This is a genomic window from Desulfurispirillum indicum S5 (genome assembly GCF_000177635.2).
In the GTDB taxonomy this organism is placed as follows: domain Bacteria; phylum Chrysiogenota; class Chrysiogenetes; order Chrysiogenales; family Chrysiogenaceae; genus Desulfurispirillum; species Desulfurispirillum indicum.
Genome location: NC_014836.1, coordinates 1,041,421 through 1,064,332, shown reverse-complemented (window position 1 = coordinate 1,064,332; position 22,912 = coordinate 1,041,421). Strand labels below are relative to the sequence as shown.

Annotated in this window: 19 protein-coding genes and 2 tRNA genes; 10 read left to right on the top strand and 11 right to left on the bottom strand. The window is 52.0% G+C overall.

The window, feature by feature from the left end; translation table 11 throughout:
- Positions 1–88: 88 nt before the first annotated feature.
- The 5 genes from cowN to SELIN_RS15420 all read right to left on the bottom strand — a co-directional run bounded on the left by cowN (position 89) and on the right by SELIN_RS15420 (position 3,583).
- Entirely contained in the window at positions 89–385 is a 297-nt protein-coding gene (cowN, locus tag SELIN_RS05050) for a N(2)-fixation sustaining protein CowN (RefSeq protein WP_013505600.1), read from the bottom strand.
- Between the two features lie 504 nt (positions 386–889).
- Positions 890–1,363 carry a hypothetical protein gene (locus tag SELIN_RS05045; RefSeq protein WP_013505599.1) on the bottom strand — a complete coding sequence of 158 codons (474 nt, stop codon included), beginning with the start codon at positions 1,361–1,363 and terminating at the stop codon, positions 890–892.
- A 178-nt stretch (positions 1,364–1,541) separates the two neighbouring features.
- Positions 1,542–2,084 carry a hypothetical protein gene (locus SELIN_RS15095; protein ID WP_013505598.1) on the bottom strand — a complete coding sequence of 181 codons (543 nt, stop codon included), beginning with the start codon at positions 2,082–2,084 and terminating at the stop codon, positions 1,542–1,544.
- A 79-nt stretch (positions 2,085–2,163) separates the two neighbouring features.
- The gene (locus SELIN_RS15090) at positions 2,164–2,700 is read right to left on the bottom strand and encodes a hypothetical protein (protein ID WP_013505597.1); all 537 of its coding nucleotides are present in this window, start codon (positions 2,698–2,700) and stop codon (positions 2,164–2,166) included.
- 79 nt (positions 2,701–2,779) lie between these two features.
- Entirely contained in the window at positions 2,780–3,583 is an 804-nt protein-coding gene (locus SELIN_RS15420; RefSeq protein WP_041725933.1) for an RHS repeat domain-containing protein, read from the bottom strand.
- A gap of 964 nt (positions 3,584–4,547) precedes the next feature.
- On the opposite strand from SELIN_RS15420, the gene SELIN_RS14570 reads away from it, so the two are divergent.
- Positions 4,548–5,385 (top strand): IS5 family transposase gene (locus tag SELIN_RS14570; RefSeq protein WP_013506402.1). Its coding sequence is split into 2 segments (ribosomal slippage): positions 4,548–4,952 and positions 4,954–5,385, totalling 837 coding nucleotides; the frame shifts between segments, so codons are not numbered across the junction.
- A gap of 1,086 nt (positions 5,386–6,471) precedes the next feature.
- Here the strand turns inward: SELIN_RS14570 and SELIN_RS13820 are convergent.
- The gene (locus tag SELIN_RS13820; protein WP_013505594.1) at positions 6,472–7,128 is read right to left on the bottom strand and encodes a LexA family transcriptional regulator; all 657 of its coding nucleotides are present in this window, start codon (positions 7,126–7,128) and stop codon (positions 6,472–6,474) included.
- Between the two features lie 358 nt (positions 7,129–7,486).
- Here SELIN_RS13820 and SELIN_RS05010 point away from each other — a divergent pair, with 358 nt between their 5' ends.
- The gene (locus SELIN_RS05010) at positions 7,487–7,852 is read left to right on the top strand and encodes a response regulator (protein ID WP_013505593.1); all 366 of its coding nucleotides are present in this window, start codon (positions 7,487–7,489) and stop codon (positions 7,850–7,852) included.
- Positions 7,853–7,881: 29 nt separating this feature from the next.
- Here the strand turns inward: SELIN_RS05010 and SELIN_RS05005 are convergent, their stop codons facing one another.
- Positions 7,882–9,531: a GGDEF domain-containing response regulator gene (locus tag SELIN_RS05005; protein WP_013505592.1), complete on the bottom strand. Its 1,650-nt coding sequence runs from the start codon at positions 9,529–9,531 to the stop codon at positions 7,882–7,884.
- A 356-nt stretch (positions 9,532–9,887) separates the two neighbouring features.
- Entirely contained in the window at positions 9,888–10,211 is a 324-nt protein-coding gene (locus SELIN_RS13815; RefSeq protein ID WP_083805927.1) for a transposase, read from the bottom strand.
- 162 nt (positions 10,212–10,373) lie between these two features.
- On the opposite strand from SELIN_RS13815, the gene SELIN_RS04995 reads away from it, so the two are divergent.
- The 5 genes from SELIN_RS04995 to SELIN_RS04975 all read left to right on the top strand — a co-directional run bounded on the left by SELIN_RS04995 (position 10,374) and on the right by SELIN_RS04975 (position 16,686).
- Complete coding sequence (locus SELIN_RS04995) at positions 10,374–12,119, top strand: ribonuclease J (protein ID WP_013505591.1); 1,746 nt, start codon at positions 10,374–10,376, stop codon at positions 12,117–12,119.
- A 57-nt stretch (positions 12,120–12,176) separates the two neighbouring features.
- Positions 12,177–12,923 (top strand): DNA translocase FtsK 4TM domain-containing protein, encoded by a 747-nt coding sequence (locus SELIN_RS04990; protein ID WP_041725930.1) that lies wholly within the window; start codon positions 12,177–12,179, stop codon positions 12,921–12,923.
- A gap of 157 nt (positions 12,924–13,080) precedes the next feature.
- A complete protein-coding gene (locus SELIN_RS04985; RefSeq protein ID WP_013505590.1) occupies positions 13,081–13,707 on the top strand; it encodes a response regulator transcription factor in 627 nt (208 codons plus the stop codon).
- On the top strand, positions 13,704–15,608 hold the full coding sequence (locus SELIN_RS04980) for an extracellular solute-binding protein (RefSeq protein WP_013505589.1): 1,905 nt from the start codon (positions 13,704–13,706) through the stop codon (positions 15,606–15,608). The genes SELIN_RS04985 and SELIN_RS04980 overlap by 4 nt, the downstream gene beginning before the upstream one ends.
- 1 nt (position 15,609) lies before the next feature.
- Positions 15,610–16,686, top strand: a complete 1,077-nt coding sequence (locus tag SELIN_RS04975) for a microcin C ABC transporter permease YejB (protein WP_013505588.1) — start codon at positions 15,610–15,612, stop codon at positions 16,684–16,686.
- Between the two features lie 383 nt (positions 16,687–17,069).
- Here SELIN_RS04975 and SELIN_RS04970 read toward each other — a convergent pair.
- Together SELIN_RS04970 and SELIN_RS04965 are read right to left on the bottom strand one after the other, a co-directional pair.
- A tRNA-Met gene (locus SELIN_RS04970) sits at positions 17,070–17,146 on the bottom strand.
- Between the two features lie 8 nt (positions 17,147–17,154).
- Positions 17,155–17,231 (bottom strand) — tRNA-Met (locus SELIN_RS04965).
- 318 nt (positions 17,232–17,549) lie between these two features.
- Here SELIN_RS04965 and SELIN_RS04960 point away from each other — a divergent pair.
- The 3 genes from SELIN_RS04960 (at position 17,550) to SELIN_RS15085 (ending at position 22,027) form a co-directional block, all read left to right on the top strand.
- Positions 17,550–17,879: an ArsR/SmtB family transcription factor gene (locus tag SELIN_RS04960; protein ID WP_013505586.1), complete on the top strand. Its 330-nt coding sequence runs from the start codon at positions 17,550–17,552 to the stop codon at positions 17,877–17,879.
- A 185-nt stretch (positions 17,880–18,064) separates the two neighbouring features.
- Entirely contained in the window at positions 18,065–21,409 is a 3,345-nt protein-coding gene (locus tag SELIN_RS04955) for a chemotaxis protein CheB (protein WP_049871090.1), read from the top strand.
- Positions 21,410–21,787: 378 nt separating this feature from the next.
- Complete coding sequence (locus SELIN_RS15085; protein WP_156788024.1) at positions 21,788–22,027, top strand: hypothetical protein; 240 nt, start codon at positions 21,788–21,790, stop codon at positions 22,025–22,027.
- Positions 22,028–22,083: 56 nt separating this feature from the next.
- On the opposite strand, the gene SELIN_RS04945 is transcribed toward SELIN_RS15085, so the two are convergent.
- Positions 22,084–22,902, bottom strand: coding sequence for an IS3 family transposase (locus SELIN_RS04945; RefSeq protein WP_232218762.1), 819 nt, complete (start codon positions 22,900–22,902; stop codon positions 22,084–22,086).
- Between the last annotated feature and the right edge of the window lie 10 nt (positions 22,903–22,912).

The window sequence follows — 22,912 nt, the reverse complement described above, 5'->3', positions numbered from 1 at the left end:
AAATCTGCGGATACTCTCTGCTGTCGCTGATTTCCTGAGCCATGGCTTACCGTGGGGCCATCAAACAGGCTCTCTGGCTATGCCATTCCTAGCAGCAGTGCTCTTCCAGCCACTCCAGCATGGCGAGGGACTCCTCATCTTCCGCCTGCTCAAACAGTTCATAGAGCTGGTTGATGTTGGTGTGTATGAGAAAGAGGTCATCCGGTTTGGGGCCAGAACGCGGGGTGCGTTTCGCGAGGAAATAGGCCCAGAATGGAGAGGCTGCTAGCGGATCTGCAGCCAGTTTTTCGATGCGCTGCATAAGGATTCCGGCACGGCCATCACAGTCGATACCCTTGAAAGTCGCGTAGCGGTCAATCGTTGATTCTGTTTCAGCTTGATTCATGGGAGTCCTCCGGTTCGGTTGATTGCGTAGAGGTGATTTTGCAAGATTTACGCCAGACACGCCGATTACGCAAAGTCCTGAATAGACGCTGCTTTCGCCACGGCACCCAAGGACGCATGGGTCAATATTGGCACCACTGACACCCTGCATGTAAGAAAAGCTACAGTGCCGCACAAAAGACTCAACGTAACCATGCACAGTCCTACAGTTGAAGTTCTGCAGGAGCGCCAGTGTTCCGAGAGCGGCCCCAGATGACAAGCAGCAAAAACTCGAGCCATGGATGACAGCAAGTGCCTTCGGGAGGAATGCTGGCAAGAGTGCTGCTTCACCGTGAAAAGCTCCGACTCAACGAAAGACAAGCTGCTCAGGCAGTTCATTTCCTTGCCAATTGAAGCTTGTGGGGAACTGGTGTAGATTGAGCCAACTGACTTCCAGTCAGATGCAGAGAAATTCCCCCAACCGGATGAACCAATATTTCTGGCTCACTGCAAAAGTGGCGCAACATTACGGTACCGCTTCCAAGTAATACCTTACCATCTCACCATATTTACCATGAGCAAATGGCCTAAAAGCCTTAAACAGAGCTGTGGGTTCGATAAACAGAGGTGATTTAAGCTTTCGCAATACACCTGCCTGGGTTGGCTCATCGGCATTGTGCCATGCAGAAAGAAAGCACTCAGTTTGATCTATGGCAAGCATTTCTATTTCTTCACTGAGGAACTCATTAAACTCAGCATTTCCTCTCATCGTCTTTGCCAACCCGATAAATTCTGTTGTTTGACTAACGTCCAGGCAGGTGCGTGCACGGCTAGCTGCATCATGCAAGATCCTCCAGAATAACTTATAATCGTCCATGTATATCTGGTCAAAATTTTGCCCCAGATATTGAAGATTAGACGGCGTCTTGCCATCCACATACACGCAGCCATACAAACTAATCACAACGAATAAATAGAATAATAAATAATTCTTTTTCATTAGCGATTCACCACAATGTTGCCTGCTTCATTAGGTTGAAGAATATCCCACACTTGCTGGCAACAGTCAGGATGGGCAGTAAGGCAAATACAATCAAAATAAATATCGAAAATTATTTTATCATTGCCGCCACCCTCCAATTGTTACGTTAATCACTCCAGCACCATCACTCATCATATTATCTGAAATTGCATTTATCGCCTTGACGCTTTTTCCAACATGATTCGCTAAGCATTAACCACCTTAGATTAGCTTCTATGCGAAAATTATTAAAATCAATGGTCTCAACATCTGCCCCATAATAAAACCACAACTTACCATCAACGATCTCCTTTAACTCAAAGTAGTCTGCACCATCTGGATAAGCTGAATATATATTTTCTGATGCCATAAGCGTTATCAAAGTAAGATCGTCATAGCTACATATCAACTCAAATACCCCAGGTTTTCCATAAATTGGGCTCGACGAAAAAATCAAGGAGCCTCCATCTAACCATAAAAACCCTGTAACATCATCTGCAACATGCACCAATCCACCAACATGGTCTTCAATAAATAATTGGGAAAAACCCCCTTTCGGAGATATTTTTAACTGCACAACACATATTTCTCTCGGAGAGGCATAACGGCCTTCCTCCTGAAATACAAAGCTTGCCATAGAATACACAGGCACAATACATACAAACATGAGTATCGCAATTATCCGAAACAAAGAACGCATGCTTACCACCCAATTTCTATACTTATCAACGGATCATTAAGAGTACTGCCACAGGCTCCACTCTTACGCACGCGCTGGTTCAGGGCATTGTAGATGTAGGTGGTAATGCCTCTCGCATTATCAGATTTATATCCTCTTTCCAAGTTACCCAAGACAAAACCCCAGTATGATAAGGCGAATCTGGCCAACCTGTTGTTATTGAGGGAAATGATGAGGCTATTTCATTAAATTCTTTAAGAGATTCGATATGGTGAGAAGTATAGCCATACACCCTTATCTTTTCATCAGAGTAAACTTCTTTGGCTGGCACAAGACTTTTCATTACAAAAAAGCGTTTCCAGCTCAATCGGTATTCTGGTGGCATAATCCAAATCTCTAGAGACTCTTTAGCAAGTGCTTCACGATGCCAAACTTCATTTTTATCCTTCCAATGAAAAATGACATCAATATCTCCTTCCAGTAAAAGTAATATCCCCTTAGATCCATCATACTCCAAACCATCATAGTGCCCATAAGGAATAACACCAGTTATTTTTTTTATTAATCGCCAAGAATCCGGCATACTATCTTCTATTATTTTTGCATAATACTCCAGCTCATTATAATCACTAACCATAGCGATACTCACAATACAAAAACTGAATACTACAATAAGAATTGCAATTTTAACTTGATGAATTTTATTCTTATATTCTTCAAGGTATTGCCCCTAATCTGCCACCTGGTGCACCGGGATATATTAACTCGAAGTTTAATACAACAGCTTGAACGGCACTATGACAGTCATTGATAAAGGGAAACCAAAGTCCATTGTTCTGGTTTTGTCGCATAAATCTCATGATCTCTTCCTCTTTACCCACACTGCCTTCTCCTTCATTGCAGAAATCACCACCAGAGCGTCCCCTCTCATTAGAAATTTTTCCACTCCCAAAACTTCCCCGCATCCCTTCAGCCGTATTTGTCGTGGTGTCCCACATGTAGGCATGGTTGCCAAAAAAGGGAAATCCGTCTACTTTGCGATTGCAGATAAGTACCTGCAACCCCATCGGATCAACATAGTTCAAAGGATTCTGAAGAGCGTACCCATACGTATTCAACCCACCCGCCAACCCAATCGGGTCACTCTGGGTATATCTTCCAGTGGTGGCATCGTAGTAACGGTGCCAGTTGTACCATAGTCCGCTTTCCTGATCGTAGTACTGCCCTGGAAAGCCCAGATTCAGCCCGCCGATCTGGTCAATCTGCACCGTGCGGTCAAAGGCCTGGTTGTCTGCTTGCCAGACCACGGCTTTGCCGTTGTTGGTCACCACTTCGGGCCGGCCCAGGTGGTCGTTATGGATGAAGGAGAGTGTACTGCCCTTGATCAGGCCGATGGGCTGGCCGTGCAGCCAGATATACTGGGTGGTGAGTGCTGTGCCGTTGGCCGACGTCTCGCCCAGCAATGCGCCATTTGGCGAGTAAATGTAGTTGACACTGCCACCGGCTCCACTTTTGCGCACGCGCTGGTTCAGGGCATTGTAGGTGTAGGTGGTAGTGCCTTGTGGAGTGATGACACTCTGCTTGCGGTTGAAGTGACCATAAGCATATGTTAGGTTGCCACCTGCTCAACTTTGAGAAATGACACCACCAAGAACGTCGTACGTGAAACTTCTTGTATCATTTCCACTGATGCTTTTCAGGTGATTACTGGCCGCATCCACGTGACAGTTACTGCTGCCATTGTCACTACGAGAGTAAGTACGATTACCATTGGCATCATAATTCCAGTTTTCAAGACCATAGTAATTCCAGGCCTGAATAAGGCGTTGAAGGGTGTCGTATTCATAAGATACAGATCGCGAAAAATTCCTCCTGTCTGTAATGTCAAGGATGATGATTCTTATGAATTGCGTATCAGGGTGATTCACACGTATTGCTTGCGTGTAGGAATACACGCCGTCAGCTTGTCGACTCGAGTTAAGGCACAATTATCCTGATGTTTGCCGCACGAAAAACTATATTGATTTTGTATGCTTGACTCATCGAGTATTCCTCGTTTCGTTTACGGATATTGTCCTTTTTGACCACGGTAGAGTAGAGAGCAGGTTTCACCCTGCTCTCCCTCCTCAAACCGGACGTGCGGATTTCCCGCATCCGGCTTTCCTGCTGTCTTCACCTGAAAGCACACACAGATCATCTGCTTCGCCTACAGGTACAGCTGCTTCATCAGACCACTTAGGTCTAACGAGGCCGAATCGAGTTCACTTGCGTTGCGGCTCGCACCTTCGCAGTTACGGGGCTTCGTACAGAAGATTACTCCGATGCACGCCCGGCTGCTACATAGTCAAACAGACAAATACTATGGTAAGCTCCTTTCTGCTTACAAGATTGGCCAGACTTAGAGCTTGTCCATAAATAATTATTGACCATTATGATAGTTTGCTATAGAATGATTCAGTGAGAGATCATTCATGGCGGTGATTTATGTCTAAAGTGCAATCATGGGAAGTCTCAGATGCTTTCTGGCAAAGAGTTGAGCCTTTGCTGCCAATCCAGCAAAGAGATCCTGACAAGACCTACAAACGCAAGCCTGGTGGCGGACGGAAGCGACTTGACCCCAGAATGGCGTTTTCCGGCATTGTCTATGTGCTGCGCACCGGTTGCCAGTGGAAAGCCATACCCAAGGAGCAGTTTGGTTGCGCCAGTGCCGTGCACAAGTACTTCATTGAGTGGAGTAAGGCCGGTGTATTCGAAGCTATTTGGCGTCAAGGGCTGGCTGAGTATGACGAGATGGAGGGAATTGCCTGGGAGTGGCAAAGCATAGATGGCGGAATGTACAAAGCACCAATGGCTCTTGAAACCGTAGGGAAGAACCCGACGGATCGGGGAAAAAAACGGGAGCAAGCGTCATGTCCTGGTGGACGGTCGTGGCGTCCCGTTGTCCATCGTCGTAACCGGAGCGAACCGGCATGATGTGAGCCAGCTTGAAGCTGTTCTTGATGGCGTAGTCTTCGAGAAGCCTGCAGAGCAGGAGCAGCATCTTTGCGCAGATTGTGGCTACAAGGGAAAGCAGGCGCTCAGCAGCATTCTTCAGCGCGGATACATACCCCATGTAAAGCAGCGAAAAGAAGAGATCGAGGACAAGAAGCGTGACCCATCAAAGAAGGCGAGGCGCTGGATAGTGGAAGCATCTATTTCCTGGTTCAACCGTTTCAGGAAGATTCATGTGCGCTTTGAGAAGCTTGAGGTCACTCACTACGGGTTGACGTGTCTTGCGGCAGCCATAATCACATACAGGAAAATCGGCGTAATTTATGGATAAGTTCTTAGCCTGGCGCACCAAAAAGGACCCAAAAACGTGCCCCCCGAACGCCCGTTTATCCGGCTCGCCTGCTCGCCTGTTCTGGAGATCCGACAGCAGGCTGCTCAAAGAGCCCCATCTGCTGCGTTGCCGGGCATCGCTCGTCACTGCGACGTACAGGGAGTACGCCTCGCTCCTCGCTTTGCCCGCGCCTTGCACCTGAGAACTTTTTAATTGCCTGTGTGTTTTGAGGTATTGAAAGACACTTTCTTTAAAATTATCTTTTCAGAAAAGACAATCTCCTCTCGCAAAGCCGCTGAGAACGCAAAAAAGATGGGCAGCCAAATCAGTTAACCTTGTATTTTTCTCTGCGTCTTCGCGACTTGAGTGAGCGCAGCGAACGGGCGTGAGATCCTGCCTTTCCATTCGCGTTTATACGCGTCTATTCGCGGTAACTTCCGCGTCTTCCGTGATTTCCGTGGTTAAGCTCTTCCGGTTTCCCCTCCCCACAGTCTTTGCGTGAAATTTCCCCATTCGTGCATATTCGTGTTCATTCGCGGTGGAAACTGCTTTTCCCTTTGCCTTTCTTTGCGCCTTTGTGGGCTTTGTGTGAAAATCTCTTCGTTTTTGAGCAGTCGCTCGTTGCTGCTTTTCCTTGGCGACTTCGCGGCTTGGCGAGAAACCTGCCTTGACAGGCTGCTGAAAAGCCTCACCTGCGGCGTTGCTCACCAGTGCTCGTCGCTGCGACGTACAGGAAGTACGCCTCACTTCTCACCTTGCCTGCGCCTTGCACCTGAGAGCTTTTCAATTGCCTGCATAACGCTATGGACCCGCAGGGTTGACGCCACGAGGGCGGCAACCGCAAACCCAAAGCCACGGAGGGTGGTTGTTTGCGGTCCCCAGTTCCAGGCAAGCGGATGGCTGAAAAGGACAGCACTGGGGCCGCTTCCCAGCCACTTTTTGCGGGGAAAAAGTGGCAAAAGAAACTCATAAACAAGGTGAGGGCAATGTCAAGAGACGCAGTCTGTGCAGAGCCATTTTCACCATTACTGCATGGCATCAGGGTCGGCGCCAAAAAACTGCCGTTTCGGAGGTGCGAAAGTGACGTTATAAACGCAGGGTCTGGCTGGCTCGCCAGACCACAAACCCTACCACACAGACCTGCTCGCTGAGTTCAGCGGAGATGGTCTGATCCATGTACGCCTTGTTGTCGCTCATGATTCGCAGTGAGCCGTCGATCAGGCGTTGGACGCGTTTTACCACCAGCTCCCCGTGCAAACGCAGGATATAGATCCCATCGTTGCCGACTTTCTGAAAGCGCTGATCAACCAGGAGAATGTCACCGGCGTAGATGGTCGGTTCCATGCTGTCGCCGCAGACTTCCACCAGGATAAGTGCCTCCTTGTCAAGACCCATGGTCTGCAGCCAGTCCTGACAGAAGGTCAGATGTGACGCCTGCAGCTTGCTGGCATCACACTTTTCGGGAGACTGGGCGTGGACGACGCTGTATTTCGGCAGGCTGATATGTTGCTGACTGTTCTCTCCACTGAAGCCGGGTGATACGTCTTCGCCGTTCAGGAGCCAGTCCATGCTGGTATTGTACTTCCTGGCAATAGTGTATATCCACTCCAGGGGCATGCTGCCACGTTGTTTGGCACCTGAGACCGATGCCTGTCTGATGTCAAGGGCGCTGGCCAGTTCGGCCTGTGTCTTCCAGCCGGTCACCCTTTGTATCCGTTCCCAGACTTTACTGAATGAATCCATGTGTGCACCTGAGCTGTATTGGGTTGGGGTAGTAGCTGATGCCTGTGATGTTCTGCTGTTGCGTTGGCGAAACTGATTGACATTGCGGTTGACAGATATGGACGTTAGTGCTATCTGTACATTTAATAACTAAAAACATAATTCAGTGAGTAATAAATTAAGTCGGCGTGCGAAAAATTGCGTTTAATCTAAGCTTTACTTGTATGAATTCTAGCATTTCTGCCAATGAAAATCACAAGCTTTTTGCCACGCGAAGGCACTGGGGTTAGTGCGTTATAGTGCCAGTTTATGATGATTTCGTAGCTAATTGATGAGATATGGGAAAGTTTAACCGAAGGTTACTCGGAGAAATAATATCGTGCAGAAGCAGAAGAAGATGAATTGTCATGTACTGGTTGTGGACTGCGAGGAAGACAGCCGCCGTTTCATGGCCAAGATAATCGGCTCACTGGTGCAGGAAGTCTCCCAGGTCGCTGATGCCGAGGGATGTCTGCAGGCGGTGCGACAGCTGCAGCCTGATATTGTCGTTCTCAACGTTGGCGTTGGGCTTATTCGCAGTCTGATAAAAGTCATCGGGGAGAGTTCAGTTTCATGTCGTACGCTGGCGGTGGTCAGCTTCTGGGATGAGGCTGACGAGGTGGCTGGTGCCGATGGGGTGCTGGCGAAACCTATCATGAAAAAGGATCTGCTGGGCCTGCTGAAGCAGCTTCAGCCTGGGCAGTAGCTGCTGGATACCGGAATAAGCTGGTGGTGTCAGCGGTGTGCTGCCGCAATCACCTTGTTGCGCCCCTGGTTTTTGGCGCTGTACAGGGCCTGGTCGGCGCGGTCCACTATTTCCGTGGCATTGCTGAAGTGGGGGAAGGTGGCAATGCCGCAGCTGAAGGTGCACTGAAAGGACTGATCCCCGGCGTGGTGGGTTACCATGGCAAATTTTTCCCGCAGCTCTTCCATGACGCGCTGTCCGTCAGATTCCGTAGTGTCCGGAAAAATGATCACAAACTCCTCTCCCCCATATCTGCCTACCACATCGGTTTTCCGCAGGCGCTGCTGGAGGAAGTGGGAAAGGCTCTTGATGACGCGATCGCCAACCGGGTGTCCATGGGCGTCGTTTACCCGCTTGAAGTGATCGATATCCAGCATGGCAAAGCACAGTGGTGTGTTGGCGCGTTTGGCCCGCTCCAGCAGGATATCCAGCTGACGTTTGCTTTCCGTGTGGTTGAGCAGCCCTGTGAGTCCGTCGCGCACCATGAGGGAGTGCAGCTGGCGTGAACGCTGCACCCGGCTGGAAACGGCCTGCACCAGATGTGCCGGTTCTATGGGTTTGGTGAGAAAGTCGTCGCCGCCTGTGCTCAGGGCGCTCAGTTGGCGTTCAAAGTCTGTTTCCGCTGACAGGAAGACGATGGGGGTGCTGAAAAAGGCTTCGTGCTGGCGGATGACTTTCGCGAGGTCGTCTCCATCGCACTGGGGCATGTACATGTCCAGCAGGATGAGCTCAGGATGGAAGTCGAGCATGACGTTGAGCATGTCCATGGGGTCATTTACTGTGCGCACGTCCATGCCGGCCTGTTCCAGGGTCAGTGTAAAGAGTTGGGACATGGTGAGGGAGTCGTCCACGACCATGACCCGGTAGGGCTCTTTACTGGGGCAGGTGTCGGTTTTGTTGATCAGGGCGATCACCTGAGTGGCTTCGAAAGGTTTCACCAGAAACGCTTCACCTCCGGCGCGGACACATGCCAGTCGAAGTTTCATGTCATCCAGGTCAGAGCTGATCAGAATGCGTGGGCGCTCGGCAAGGCGACTGGCAGCTTCACTGGCCACCGCAATTCCATTGCCTTTACTCAGTTGGGCGCTGATGACCAGGATGCCGGGCAGGGTCTCGTTCAGGTCGGCCAAGAAGGCAGTGGTGCTGGTGTAGGTGTGTGCCTGCAGGTCGAAGTAACCCATCTGGGTGGCCAGGTTCGTGGCGAATTCCCGGTCGCTGTCGACGATGGCGACCGTCCGGTTAATTGGCTGCGGTTCGGTCTGCTGGGTCATGGTAATACGACTGAAGAGACCTTGGCGCCGATCCGGACGGGAAGCGTGGTGGGCGATAGTGTGCATCATCTGGCTGATTTGAGTGGCAAGGGCTTCTTGCTGGGTTCCCTGGGAGCGTTGCGTTTCTTCGAGGAGCTCTTCCAGTACGCGGGCGCTTTTGCTGAGTGCGGAAAACCCGAAGGTTTTGGCGGAGCCGGCCAGTCCGTGGCATATGGTGCTGATGGTGCTGGTGTGCTCTTCTGACCAGCCCTGTTCGCAGATATTGTTCCAGGCAATCTGGATGCGACTGATTTTTCCTGGCAGCTGGTTAGTGTAGTCGCTGTGCAACTCCTGGATGCGCGATTCGAGGCTGTTGGGTGCCGATTTCACAAGTAGCCTTCCTGTGTTGGTGCGTTGGCGGTGGTGCTGTCCCTGGGATTTTACGGGGAAAATGTATCAATTTTCTGATTTATTGGCAATATAGCACATTCTCTCTGGATTCCCTTGCAGATTTTTTCCATGGCGCAGTGGTTGCAGGTTGTGAGAGCCTATGGGTTCGTGTATAGTTCACAGGGAAAGTGTCAGTGGGACTTTAACAGGCTGCTGAAAAACCCTCATCTGCGGCGTTGCTCGCAGTCGCGCGTCACTGCAACGTACGGGGAGTACGCTTCTTCCTCGCTCCGCGAGCGCCTTGCACCTGAGCATTTTTCAATTGCCTGCGTATTTTGAGGTACTTCAGCAAGCTGTTAAGACGCGAACTGGCGTGAACAGCTTGCAGCTGGTCCTTGGCGCGGCAGTATGCCCATCTGACGCAGGCGGAAGATCAGGCCGCATTGTCTCCAGTACTGAAAGCGGTCGTGAACGGTGCTGGAGGCGCCGAACTCCTTGGGAAGAGATTTCCAGGCACAGCCTGTAGAGCAGATATAGAGTATGGCATTGAATGCCTGACGGTCATCCATGCGAGGTCGTCCAGGCTTTTTTTTACCGGTATGTGGCGGTATCAGTGGTCGGACACGTTCCCACAGGTCGTCAGACACAGGAACCAGAGAGGGGCGAGGGGTATTCTTCATGAAGCTCTCGTATCTCCTTTCCAGTTAAGTTCATCCTTGAATTGCTTTTCGGTTGAATTGTCGCGAACTTGAGCTGCGCTCACATACCCTTGACCGGGAAACTCCGGGATAGCTCCCGTTACAGACGATCTTTCGTCGCAAAATTTATGGTAAAGGTACGCAATGTCACAGCCAAAAAACGAGAAAAGCCCAAGAAGAGGCTCAAAATCACGTCCCCAGCGCCAGCCCCAGGGCAACTCCTCCGGGCAGCCCGGTGCCACGAAATTCGATGGCATCAAAATCACTCCCCTTGGTGGTCTGCGCGAAATAGGGATGAATGTTACCTGTTATGAGACCAGCAAGCACATGATCATTGTCGACTGTGGTCTGATGTTTCCGGAGGAGACCCAGCTGGGTGTCGATGTGGTCATCCCAGACTTCACCTACATTGTCGCCAATGCCAGCAAGGTTCAGGGTCTGTTTATCACCCATGGCCATGAAGATCACATCGGTGCAATCCCCTTCCTGGTTCGGCAGGTGCCGAAGCTGAAGATTTTCGCCACCCGGCTTGTGGCGGGGATGATCCGCCACCGCCTCAAGGAGCGCAATCTGGAAAACGCCGTTACCATTATCGAGGTTGCGGCCAAGGATCGGGTGAATGTCAATGACTTCAGCGTGGAGTTTATTGCCGTGAATCACAGTATCGCTGATGCCTGCGCGCTGGCCATCGACACCCCCCATGGAGTCATCATCCATACTGGTGATTTCAAGATTGACTACACGCCAGTGGATGGACGCGTGATTGATCTGCCCTCTTTTGCCCGCTATGGGGAGAATGGCGTGCTGGCCCTGCTGTCCGACTCCACCAATACGGAATCCGTTGGCATGTCGGCCACGGAAGGGGTGGTGCGGCAGGCGCTTGACGAAGAGATAGAAGGCTGCAAGGGCAAGGTGATCGTGTCTGCTTTCAGCTCCAACATTCATCGTATTCAGACGCTCATGGATATTGCCAAGAAGTTTGGCCGTAAGATCGCTTTCGATGGCCGCAGTATCCTCAATAACACCAGGATTGCCCGCGAGACCGGCTATATGCACTTCGAGGACGAGGATATCATTCCCATCAAGGACACCAAGGGCATAGCGCCTCAGAAGCTCATGATCATCACGACCGGCTCCCAGGGGGAAAGCCTGGCGGCACTGCCGCGCATGGCCAATGATGGACACGCCCATGTGAAAATCAAGCCCGGAGATACGATTATCTTCTCCTCCAAGACGATTCCCGGCAACGAGCGCAGTGTCTCGAAACTGGTGAATCAGCTCTTCCTGAAGGGAGCGCGGGTTGTCTACAATAACCGTCGAGTGCACGCTTCCGGTCACGCCTATCAGGAAGAGCAGAAGACCATGATCAATCTGGTGCGTCCCAAGTACTTCATTCCTATCCACGGTGAGTACCGCCACCTCTATCTCCACAGCGAGCTGGCCAAGTCCATGAATATTCCAGACCAGAATATCTTCATCCTGAAGAACGGGCAGCCTCTGTTGCTGAACGAAAAAGAGGGGAAGGTTCTTCCGGAAGAAGTCAACGGGCGGGTATTTATCGATGGTTCAAGCATGGAGGGAGTCGAGGAACCGGTGCTGATGGATCGTCGCAGCCTCGGCAGCCAGGGTATCGCGGTGGTTCACATGGCCATCTCCCAGAAGGATGGGGAGCTTGTTTCCGGTCCAAATCTGGTGACCAGTGGTTTTGAACTTTCCGCCCAGACCCGCAAGGAAATCGAAGATGAGATCAAGGAGATATTCTCCAGTACGTACGAGGAAGGTAAGACTCAGCGCCTGCTGCGCATTGACGCGCGACGCATTATCCGTAAATCCATGAAGAAAAAAGCAGACCGCGAACCCTTGGTTCTGCCGGTTATAACGGAGATATAGGCTGCCGGTTTCCGGCAGCACTTTTCTTACTCTCGGTGTAGTGGAGACACAAGCGCGATGAAAGCCTGGATCAGCATCATACTCTTTCTGACCGGAATCTACATCTCTGTCAGCCTCGTTTCCTACCATAGTTACGACCCGACCTTCTCCAAGGCCTTTTATCCTTACGTGGCTGCCGAGATTCAGAATAAGGGTGGACTGATTGGGGCGAATCTGGCGGATCTGCTGATTCAGTTTCTGGGCGTGAGCAGCTGGCTTCTTCCTTTTTTTATTGGCCTTGTGCTCTACCGACTGCTGGCTCGAGCTCCTGTCGAACAGTCAGGCCAGAGGCCAAAGCGCAAAATCGGGCGTAAGATTCTGGCTGTTCCGCTGCTCTTTGTTTCCCAGGGAGCTTTCATTGGCAGTATCTTCGTGATCGACCCCATGTACCCAGCTGAAACCCCCGCTGGCGGAATGCTGGCAGAGGTGAGCGCGTACTACTCGCATCTGTATCTGGGGCAGGCTGGCACGGTGATACTCCATGCCTTTCTCTTCGTGGCAAGCTTCTCGGTTCTGGCTGACATCTCCATCTCCCGCACTGCTTCTGCGCTGAAGAGCGTCTTGCGGCATTTGAATACAGGTTTTTACCGTCTTGTGCGCGAACGTGGCATTCGAGGGAAGCATGAGGGCGAGCAGGCGCGCATACGCCAGCAGTCCATGGAGGAGCTGGCGCTGAGCATTGGCCGTCAGCGCGAAATCAATTCACTGGCCTGTGGCGAGGAGGGCGCAGCCCTGTCGCAGCCGGCGCAGAAAGAGAACCCATAGTCACATATGAATTGTTTTCAGTCCTCCGTGGTTGTGGCAGCGGAGTGAATCTATTTCGCACAAACGAGGATGATTGGGATTGACAGCCTCTGGTGAATACACTATCTTCCAAAATGTATCTGTTGATAGACATGCAACAAGGGGAGGCTTTCGGACTATGGTTACGCCTAATATGCTGAAAAAATATACAGATAAGCTTGGCGTGCTCTACGCCGAAGACAACTCTACCGTGTTGAAGATGACCCGGGATTTTCTGGCGAAGTTTTTCAATCAGGTTGAGGTTGCGCGCAATGGCCAGGAGGCGTTGGATAAGTACAATCCCCAGAAACACGACATTGTGATTATGGATATCAATATGCCAGCTATGAACGGTATCGAGCTGACGCGGCGGATTCTGGAAATCAACCCCGATCAGGCAATATTCATCACCTCTGCCCACAACGACTCTGATTATCTTTTTAACCTCATTGCCCTTGGGGTAACCAGTTACATGATGAAGCCTCTGAACAACGAGGTGCTGACCCTGAACCTCTTCAAGGCGGCGAAGAAAATCAGCCGCGATCGTGAAGTCAGGGAAGTGTTGAATTTCATCGAGCACAATGGTGAGATCGAGAAAAACATGCAGGTTATTGGCGATGTGGTCAACTCCCTCAAAGATATTGCCACCTGGAAGCAGCCGACTCCCCAGAGTATCGGGGCGCCACTGCGCAACTCTGTCAACTCGCTGGAGCAGGTGAAATCCAAGCTGTCCCAGCTGCGCTCCATAGTCGCCCTGGGTCGATGAAGTACCGCCTGTGTCTGATCGACATCAGCCACGTGCACAATGTTGCCGGCAGGGCGATGCGCCTTGCCGGAAATTCTCTCGCCCTGGCGCTCTTCTTTTGTGCCACTCTGGTTCCTCTGAGTCTGCAGGCATCTGAGCCGCAGCCTGTGCATGCCATAGCCATGCACGGTGAGCCACGTTATGGTGCAGACTTCAGGCATTTTTCCTACGTGAATCCCGACGCCCCGAAAGGTGGCCGGATATCCCTGCACAGTGTCGGCACTTTCGACAGTCTGAATCCCTTTGTTGAGAGAGGGGTTGCGGACTCCCGGATAACGCTGGTCTATGACTCGCTCCTGGAGCGCTCAGCCGATGAGCCTTTCACGGAGTATGGGTTACTGGCCACGAAAATCATTCTGCCCGACGATCGTTCATGGGTAGAATTCATCCTGCACCCTGACGCTCGATTCCACGATGGTAAACCGGTCACGGCCCATGATGTCGTCTTTACCTTTGAAATACTGCGCACTCAAGGCTCCCCGTTTTATCAGGCCTACTATGGAGATATTGACTCGGTGACGGCGGTGGAAACCAGACGGGTGCGTTTTGAATTCTCTTCTGCCGGCAATATGGAACTCCCGCTGATCGTCGGCCAGGCAGCGATTCTGCCGAAACACTTCTGGGAAGACAAGGATTTCAGCCGATCTTCCACGGTAATTCCGCTGGGCTCCGGTCCCTATCGCGTGGCCCGCGTTGATGCCGGGCGTTCCATAACCTATGAGCGGGTGGAAGACTATTGGGCACGCAATCATCCCATCAAACGAGGCCGTCATAATTTCGATGCCATAACCGTGGATTATTATCGCGATGGTAATGTGGCCCTGGAAGCATTTAAGTCGGGAGCCTATGATTTCCGCCTTGAAAACAACGCTAAGGACTGGGCCGTCAGCTACAGTATTCCCGCTGTAAGGCAGGGGATGATTCAGCGCGAGAACCTGCCACACCGAAACCCCACGGGCATGCAGGGATTTGCCTTGAACACTCGTCGACCAATGTTTACTGACCCCCGGGTGCGTCAGGCTCTCGCCTATCTCTTTGATTTCGAATGGACAAACCGGAACCTTTTTTATAACGCGTATGCTCGCTCCCACAGCTATTTTTCCAATTCCGAAATGGCTGCTGTCGACTTGCCCGGTGCGGCAGAACTGCGGCTGCTTGAACCGTGGCGCGAGCAGTTACCCGATGAAGTGTTTACCCAGGTTTACCGCGCTCCCGAAACCGATGGGTCTGGAGCCATCCGCGATAATATGCGCATTGCGTCCTCGCTGTTGCGGCAGGCAGGCTGGGAGATTCAGGGGGGGCGCCTGACACACCGTTCCAGCGGTAGCACCATGGATATCGAGTTTCTGATTTTTGACACAATCTGGGAGCGGATTATTCAGCCATATCGGCGTAATCTTGAACGAATGGGCATCGAAAGCAGTATTCGCGTTGTCGATGTCACTCAGTATGTCAATCGGGTGCGCTCCTTCGACTTCGATGTGGTGGTCGCGGTTTTTCCTCAGTCGACCTCGCCGGGGAACGAACAGCGGGATTTCTGGCATTCAGCCTTTGCGGATCAGGAGGGGAGCCGTAATCTCATTGGTATCAAGGACCCGGTGGTCGATGCGCTGGTGGAAAACATTATCGCGGCATCGGATCGCGAAGAACTTGTTGTCAGCGCTCGCGCCCTCGATCGCGTGCTGCAGTGGGGTCACTATGTCGTCCCGCACTGGCATATTACCAGCTATCGGGTTGCCTACTGGGATCTGTTTGCGAAACCTTCCGAAAATCCTCCCTACGACCTGGCTTTTGATACCTGGTGGGTAGATCCGGAGAAGTCTGCCACCATCACGCGCCAGAGGGGAAGCCGTCAACGTTGACATGGTTCACTATATTCTGCGGCGTCTGCTGCTGATCATCCCGACCCTTTTCGGCATAATGCTGTTGAATTTCATTATAGTTCAGTCTGCACCTGGTGGGCCGGTTGAGCGGGCCATGGCTCAGCTGCACGGTTTCGAAACAGGTATTGGCATGGGGCGGGGCGATGCCGGTGGCTCGGAGGTTTTTCGCGCCGATTCCACGGCGTACCGTGGTGCTCAGGGGATAGATCCCGACCTTCTTCGGCGCATAGAGCGGCAATATGGATTTGACCGTCCAGCCCATGAGCGATTTTGGATCATGATCCGCAGTTACCTGGTCTTTGACTTCGGCGAAAGTTTTTATCGCGAAAAGAGTGTTATGGGGCTGATTATTGAAAAGATGCCGGTTTCCATAACTCTTGGTCTGTGGACAACGTTGCTTGCCTATGCCATTTCCGTCCCCCTGGGTATCGCCAAAGCGCTGCGACACGGCAGTCGTTTTGATGTGTGGAGCAGTACAGTCGTTGTCGTCGGTTACGCAATCCCGAATTTTCTCTTTGCCATAATCCTGATAGTGCTTTTTGCCGGAGGCAGTTACTTCGCCTGGTTTCCCCTGCGGGGGCTGACATCACCACATTTCCATGACCTCTCTTTGGCGGGGAAGGTGGGCGATTACCTGTGGCATATCACGCTGCCGGTACTGGCTTCTGTCGTGAGCAGCTTTGCCACTATGACGATGCTTACCAAGAATTCATTTCTGGATGAGATCAACAAGCAATATGTGATGACGGCACGTGCCAAGGGATTGACGGAAAGAGGTGTTCTCTATGGACATGTCTTTCGTAATGCCATGCTCATCATCATTGCCGGTGTTCCGGCAGCTCTTCTGGGTATTTTCTTGACGGGGTCGCTGCTGATCGAGATTATCTTTTCGCTGGATGGGTTGGGGCTGCTGGGATTTGAAGCGGTTATGAGTCGTGACTACCCGGTGATTTTCGGTACGCTGTATATTTTCACCCTGATAGGCCTGCTCTTGAAACTCGTGGGTGATATTGCCTATATGCTCATTGATCCGCGCATTGATTTTGAGCGCAGGTAGACATGAAAAAAAGCCTGCTGATGGTGTATCCGCAGGCTTCGTGTTCTTGTGTCGGGCCTATACGCCAGTGTTCCAGTTCAGGGCCAGAATAAGGGCGTAGGCGATGCAGGAGAGAAAGAAAAAGATGCGCATGGCATTTCTTTTCAACATTGAGCTTTGTCGTGTTCGCTTCATGAAAAACGACTCCTCCAGGGTAGTTGACTCAGGGGCATGATATAAAAAAAAGAAAATGTGTCAATATGTTTTATCGTGGAGATTCGAATTTCAGTCACGGAAATTGAGGGTATGTGTGTCAGTTGATTACAGAGTCGTCACAGAAGCAATAAAAAAGCAGACAATTTGCTTGTCTGCTTTTTTTATTGCATGGAACTAAATGGCAGAAATGGTGGCGGTGCGGTGGGTCGAACACCGGACGCCCCGGATATGAGCCGGGTCCTCTAACCAGCTGAGGTACACCGCCGGAAATGTTGGTTGCGGGGGCCGGATTTGAACCGACGACCTTCGGGTTATGAGCCCGACGAGCTACCAGGCTGCTCTACCCCGCGACAACGAGTGAGGGTTATAGCAGTGTGAAAATGAGATGTCAACAGTTTTTGTGCGCAGAAGCCATCTTGCCGGGAGCGATGTTGTAAGTCCCTGTGAATGATGAAGTAAGAGTTGCTGAGAGATCGCCAGGGGGATTTCCTACTTTTCCTATCAATTTTATCTTTATTAATTCATGGCGCTTTGGTAATATGGTGAAGCTGAAAATGGAAAAGCGACGTATCGGCAGTATCTGTTTTCAGCGATGTGAGGATTTTTTCATGTGCCCTTTGGACATAAGCACATTACCAACTGAAGAATTGGAAGTTCAGGAGCTGCCCGTGTCAGAAAAATGCAGTGATTACGATTTTATTGCCCAGGTTGCCAAAGCGCTGGCACACCCCACGCGCCTCTTTATTCTTGAGCTGGTTGCCCGCGAGAGGATCTGTGTTCAGGATATTGTGGACAAGACCCCCTATGACCAGTCCACCATATCAAAGCACCTTTCCATACTCTCGTCCATTGGCATCGTCAGCTACGAAAAAGAGGGGCAGAAGATTTACTACAGCATCAAGCATCCCTGTATCATGAATTTTTTCACGTGCGCACGGGTATTTCTGGACGAAGAAACCTCCAGTAAGCAGAACATGCTGAACTACTGCCTCAGGTAAACATTGACGTTTGCCGGTTCTTTCTCACGCGCTTTCGGGAATTTCCCCTGCCATGACGACAGAGCTTGTATTTTTCGATGGTTGCAGCATTCCGGAAAGTGGCGTATAACCTGACTGATGCCTGTTATTCACAGGGGAATGTCAGCGACGCGGCTCAGTGCGCGTCCACGCCGCAAGAGGTGAGTGTGGAACGGTCAGCAGGCGCCAGGAAATCCGGGAAGAGTACCCTCATAGTCGTTGGTGTTGGAGCCAGTGCTGGTGGCCTTGAAGCGCTGAAGTTATTTGTCGCCCATCTTCCTCCCCAGGCTCCCATCGCCTATGTCATCGTCCAGCATCTCAGTCCGACCTACAGAACCATGCTTGTGTCTCTGCTCGGCAAGGACAGCACCATTGAAGTCAGCGAAGCTGGCCATGGCGAGCGACTCTCCCAGGGCAGAATCTACATCACCCCTCCCAATCACGATATTACTCTGCGCAAAAATCGCATTCAGCTGCACCTGCCTGGCGCCCACTCCGTAGGGCCGCGACCATCGGTGGATCTCTTTCTGCAATCCCTCGCCCAGGAGTTTGGGAACCACGCCATTGGCGTTATTCTTTCCGGCACCGGCTCCGATGGCTCTGTGGGAGTCCGCGCCATAAAAGCAGGTGGTGGCATTACCATTGCCCAGCAGCCCGATACGGCCAAGTATGACGGCATGCCCACGAATGCCATAGCCACGGGGCACATTGATATTATCCTGCCACCGGAAGCAATTGGCCAGGAGCTTGTTGAGATTTTCCGCATCAGTGGCGAAGTGGCTCTTCCCCCACGCTCACGCAAGGCTCCTTCTGACATGGAGCAGATTTTCCAGCAGCTTCTGCAGCATTCCGGTGTCGACTTCACCCACTACAAACTTTCCACCATCAACCGGCGCCTTGAACGGCGCATGGCCGCCTTGAAAATCAGCAGCCTTGGCAGCTATGTGAAGCACTTGGCCCAATGTGAAGGAGAGCAGGAAAAGTTATTTCGGGATATGCTGATCAGTGTCACGTCGTTTTTCCGCGACTCACAGGCCTTTGCCGCTCTGGAAGACGTCATGGCGGATCTCCTGAAAAAGCAGGCCCCCGGCGCACCCATCCGGGTATGGGTGCCGGGCTGCTCCACCGGTGAAGAGGCGTACAGCATAGCCATGGTGATCTGCAATATTCTGGGCGGCGATCACCGCAAGAGCCAGGTACAGATATTTGCCACCGACATTGATCAGGATGCCCTTGTCATCGCCAGACGCGGCCATTACGCCCATGTGCAGCTCGCTGCCATGGACGGCGATATGGTCAATCGATACTTCATCAGTCGCGGAGCTTCACTTGAAGTCAGCAAAACCATCCGCGAGATGGTGGTCTTTTCCCGGCACGATATCATCAAGGATCCACCCTTTCTGCGCATGAACCTGGTCAGTTGCCGTAACCTTCTGGTTTCGCTGAATCAGCCCCTGCAGCGAAAGACCCTTGCGCTCTTTTCCTACGCCTTGAACCCGTCGGGAGTACTGTTTACCGGCAAATCGGAGAGCCTGAGCGCCTTTGACGATCTCTTTGAGCCGCTGGATCGGGAGAATAATATCTATCGGCGGATCCATGGTGCCCGAGTCGCACCCTACGGACGTTTGATGGCAGGAGCTCTGTTGCAGCAGCAGACAAGGCCGCAACCACCGGAACGAACCGCCCAGAGCCTTGAGGACCACGTCAAGGACGCTGTGATGCGCAGCATGATGCACAAGTGGCTGCTGCTTGACCACGACCTGAATATTGTGCACGTGCAGGGAGATGTCAGCCACTATATCAGTATTCGCCACGGGGATTTCAGCGGGAACATCCTGGGCATGCTGCGCAAGGAGCTGCGTAATGACCTGCGTCTGGCCATGAGCAGGGTCAGGAAAAGTCAGCATCCTTTCAGTGGACGCACGACATTGTTGCCCCTTTCCCAGGCCGAGGCGATCAGCATGCGCATCAAAGTCATTCCCGTGTTGCGGGAGAATCACTGGCAGTACCTGCTCTGGTTTGACGAGGATGAAGGCATTGTCAGTCGCCATGAAGTTGCGAACCTGCCCGGAGATGGCAACGAGCTGGACGCTGAGCTGGTGCGCGAGATGCAGGATGAACTCATCTCCGTGCGGGAACACCTGCAGACGGTTATTGAGGAACTGGAAACTTCTAACGAGGAACTGCAGTCCCTCAATGAAGAGTTGCAGTCCTCCAACGAGGAGTTGCAGGCCTCCAATGAAGAGCTGGAGACCACCAATGAAGAGCTGCAATCGACCCATGCTGAGCTGAAAGCCATTCATAACGAAAAGGAGCGGCACCGCCTGCAGCTGCTGGAGAAAACCCGTGAACTGGAAAAGTCCCGCAGCATCATCTCGCGCAACCGCATGCGCCTTTCCATGGCTCAGCGCATCGCCCAGGTGGGTGGCTGGGAGATGGAGCCAGCCTCCATGCAGCTGCACCTTACCCGCGAGCACCAGGAGCTTCTTGGCATGGTCACCAAAGGCGACACACTCACCCTGGAGCTGGATGAATATATTCGCAAGCATATTCACCCCGATGACTGGTCACGGTATCGCAGTCATATGCAAGCCGCAGCCCGGCAGGCCTCCCAGGTCGACTACCATGGTGAGCTCGAATACCGGGCACTGCGCTGTGATAAACAGATGATCCACCTCCACGACCACGTGATCGGATTCCGTGACAGCAGTGCGGCTTTGCCCAGTATCTTTGGGGCCACCCGCGATATCAGCCGTCACAAGGAGACGGAGATCATGCTGCTGGAATCCCGTAACCGCTCGGAATTGGCCAATCGCGTCAAGAGCCAGTTCATGGCCAATATGAGCCACGAGTTGCGCACCCCCCTCAACGCCATTATCGGCTACAGCGAAATGCTTCAGGAAGAGTACCGTTCAGATCCCCAGGGGCAGATCTACCAGGATATGGAGCGTGTGCAGAAAGCCGGGCGTCAGCTGCTGCAGATCATCAACGACATTCTGGATATGGCTGACCTGGAAAGTCAGACCGCGCAGCTGCAGGCCGAGTCCTTCGATATCTGCAGCGAAGCCCGGCAGGTAGCCCAAAGCGTCCAGGCGGCTATCCACAAGAATGGGAATACCCTTGACGTGCGCTGCGATGAGAACATCGGAACCATGTACAGTGATCGGCAGAAAATCCGCCAGGTGCTGATCCACCTGCTGAATAATGCCGGCCGCTTCACGGAAAATGGCCAGGTTGCACTGACCGTCAGTGCGGAGCAGCGCCACAGCGAACCGTGGGTACTCCTGCGCGTTCGGGACACCGGCATAGGTATTGATCCCAGTATCCATGAGCAGATCTTCGAGCCCTTCACCCTGGGGGACTCTTCAAGCACCCGCCTCTACGGTGGCAGTGGCCTCGGCCTTTCCATCAGCAGGCGCTTTTGTGAAATGATGGGTGGCGCCATTACCCTGCAAAGCGAGACAGGCAAAGGTGCAGAGTTCACCGTCGCCCTGCCCCTCAACCTTCCCTGATTCTTCTCCTCCTGCCGCTTCCTTCCCGGTTGTTATCCCAAGAAGCACTTCTCGACCCAGTTAAAAGGGTAACCGTTTGGTTTAATTGGTAGCATTGTCTAATATCTGTCATTTTGAAACAATCCCTTGACTTTGACCTCCCTGGCCTTAATAATTAGAACGTCGTTTTGAAATTTTGGGGTAATCGAAATGAAGGAGGGTGACATGAAGGGATTATTCAAAGTATCACAGGGGCTGGTGATGGTCGCGGTCGCGATGCTGCTGGCGGCCGGGTGCGGCAGTAGCAGTAGTGACAAACCAGATCGAGGAGATCCAGAAGTTCCTGGAGTTCCAGGAGGACCAAGCGAAAGGCCGTTAACAATACAGTTGGCAGGCCTGGTGGCGAAACCCGTTACAGCTGGGCTTGTCAGTGCGCAGGATGCCCCGGAGGTGGACAAGGTGGTCGCTCTCAGGCTGGAGCGTGGTTCTTTGAGCTCATTCAGTATGAGCATGCGGGTAGAGGCGCTTGTGGGTGAAGACGGAAGCTTTACCATGGCGCTTCCCACCGAGAGCGACTGGCTGCTGGTGCTCATCGACTCAAGCAGGGAAGGCATGGAGCGATTTCTCGGCACGGTCTAAAGTGGGCCCAGTTGTCCAGACATATTTCGAGGAAGTTTAAGTTTTCTTATTGCAGCCTATGCCGCAAGCTTTTCCTCCTTTATTCTAAATACTGACATGTACATTTTGTCTGGTGTTCTGTAGTCAAGAGACTGATGAAACCTTCTGCTATTGTAGAAGGTGAAGTATCGCTTTACTCCTTCCTTGAGTTCGGTCATGTTCTCATAGCATTTGATATAGATGTTTTCGTATTTCACACTGCGCCAAAGGCGCTCTACGTAGACATTGTCAAGGGCTCTGCCTTTGCCGTCCATGCTGATTCTGATGCCGTGACTCTTGAGTCTTTGCGTAAATGCCTCTGAGCTATATTGGCTTCCCTGGTCGGTGTTGAATATCCCAGGGACTCCATAGCGTCTGATGGCTTCATCCAGTGCTTCGAGGCAAAAGCAGGTATCCATGGTGTTGGAGATGCGCCAGCTCAGTACTTTGCGGCTGAACAGATCTATGATAGCTGTCAGGTACACCGTCTTGGCGCCAAGCTTCAAGTACGTGATATCAGTGGCCCAAACCTGGTTGGGAAGCCAGATATTCAATCCTCGCAGCAAGTACGGATACTTCTTGTGCTGCTTGTTGGCCCGTGAAAGATTGGGTTTGGGGTAAATCGCACGCAGCCCATGCTTGTGCATAATGCGCCGCACCTGTTTGGAACTCACGGCCATATCATGTTCCTCATTGAGCTGTATGGCTATCTTGCGATAACCGAAGGTGGGAATGTCTTGCAGCACCCTGAGAACAACCTTCAGTATTTCAAGATCAGATTCCTCCAGCGCCGACGAACGTGACTGGTAATAGTAGGTCGAGTGGCTGATGCCAAGCAACTTGCACTGCATCCGTATGCTCAGGTTT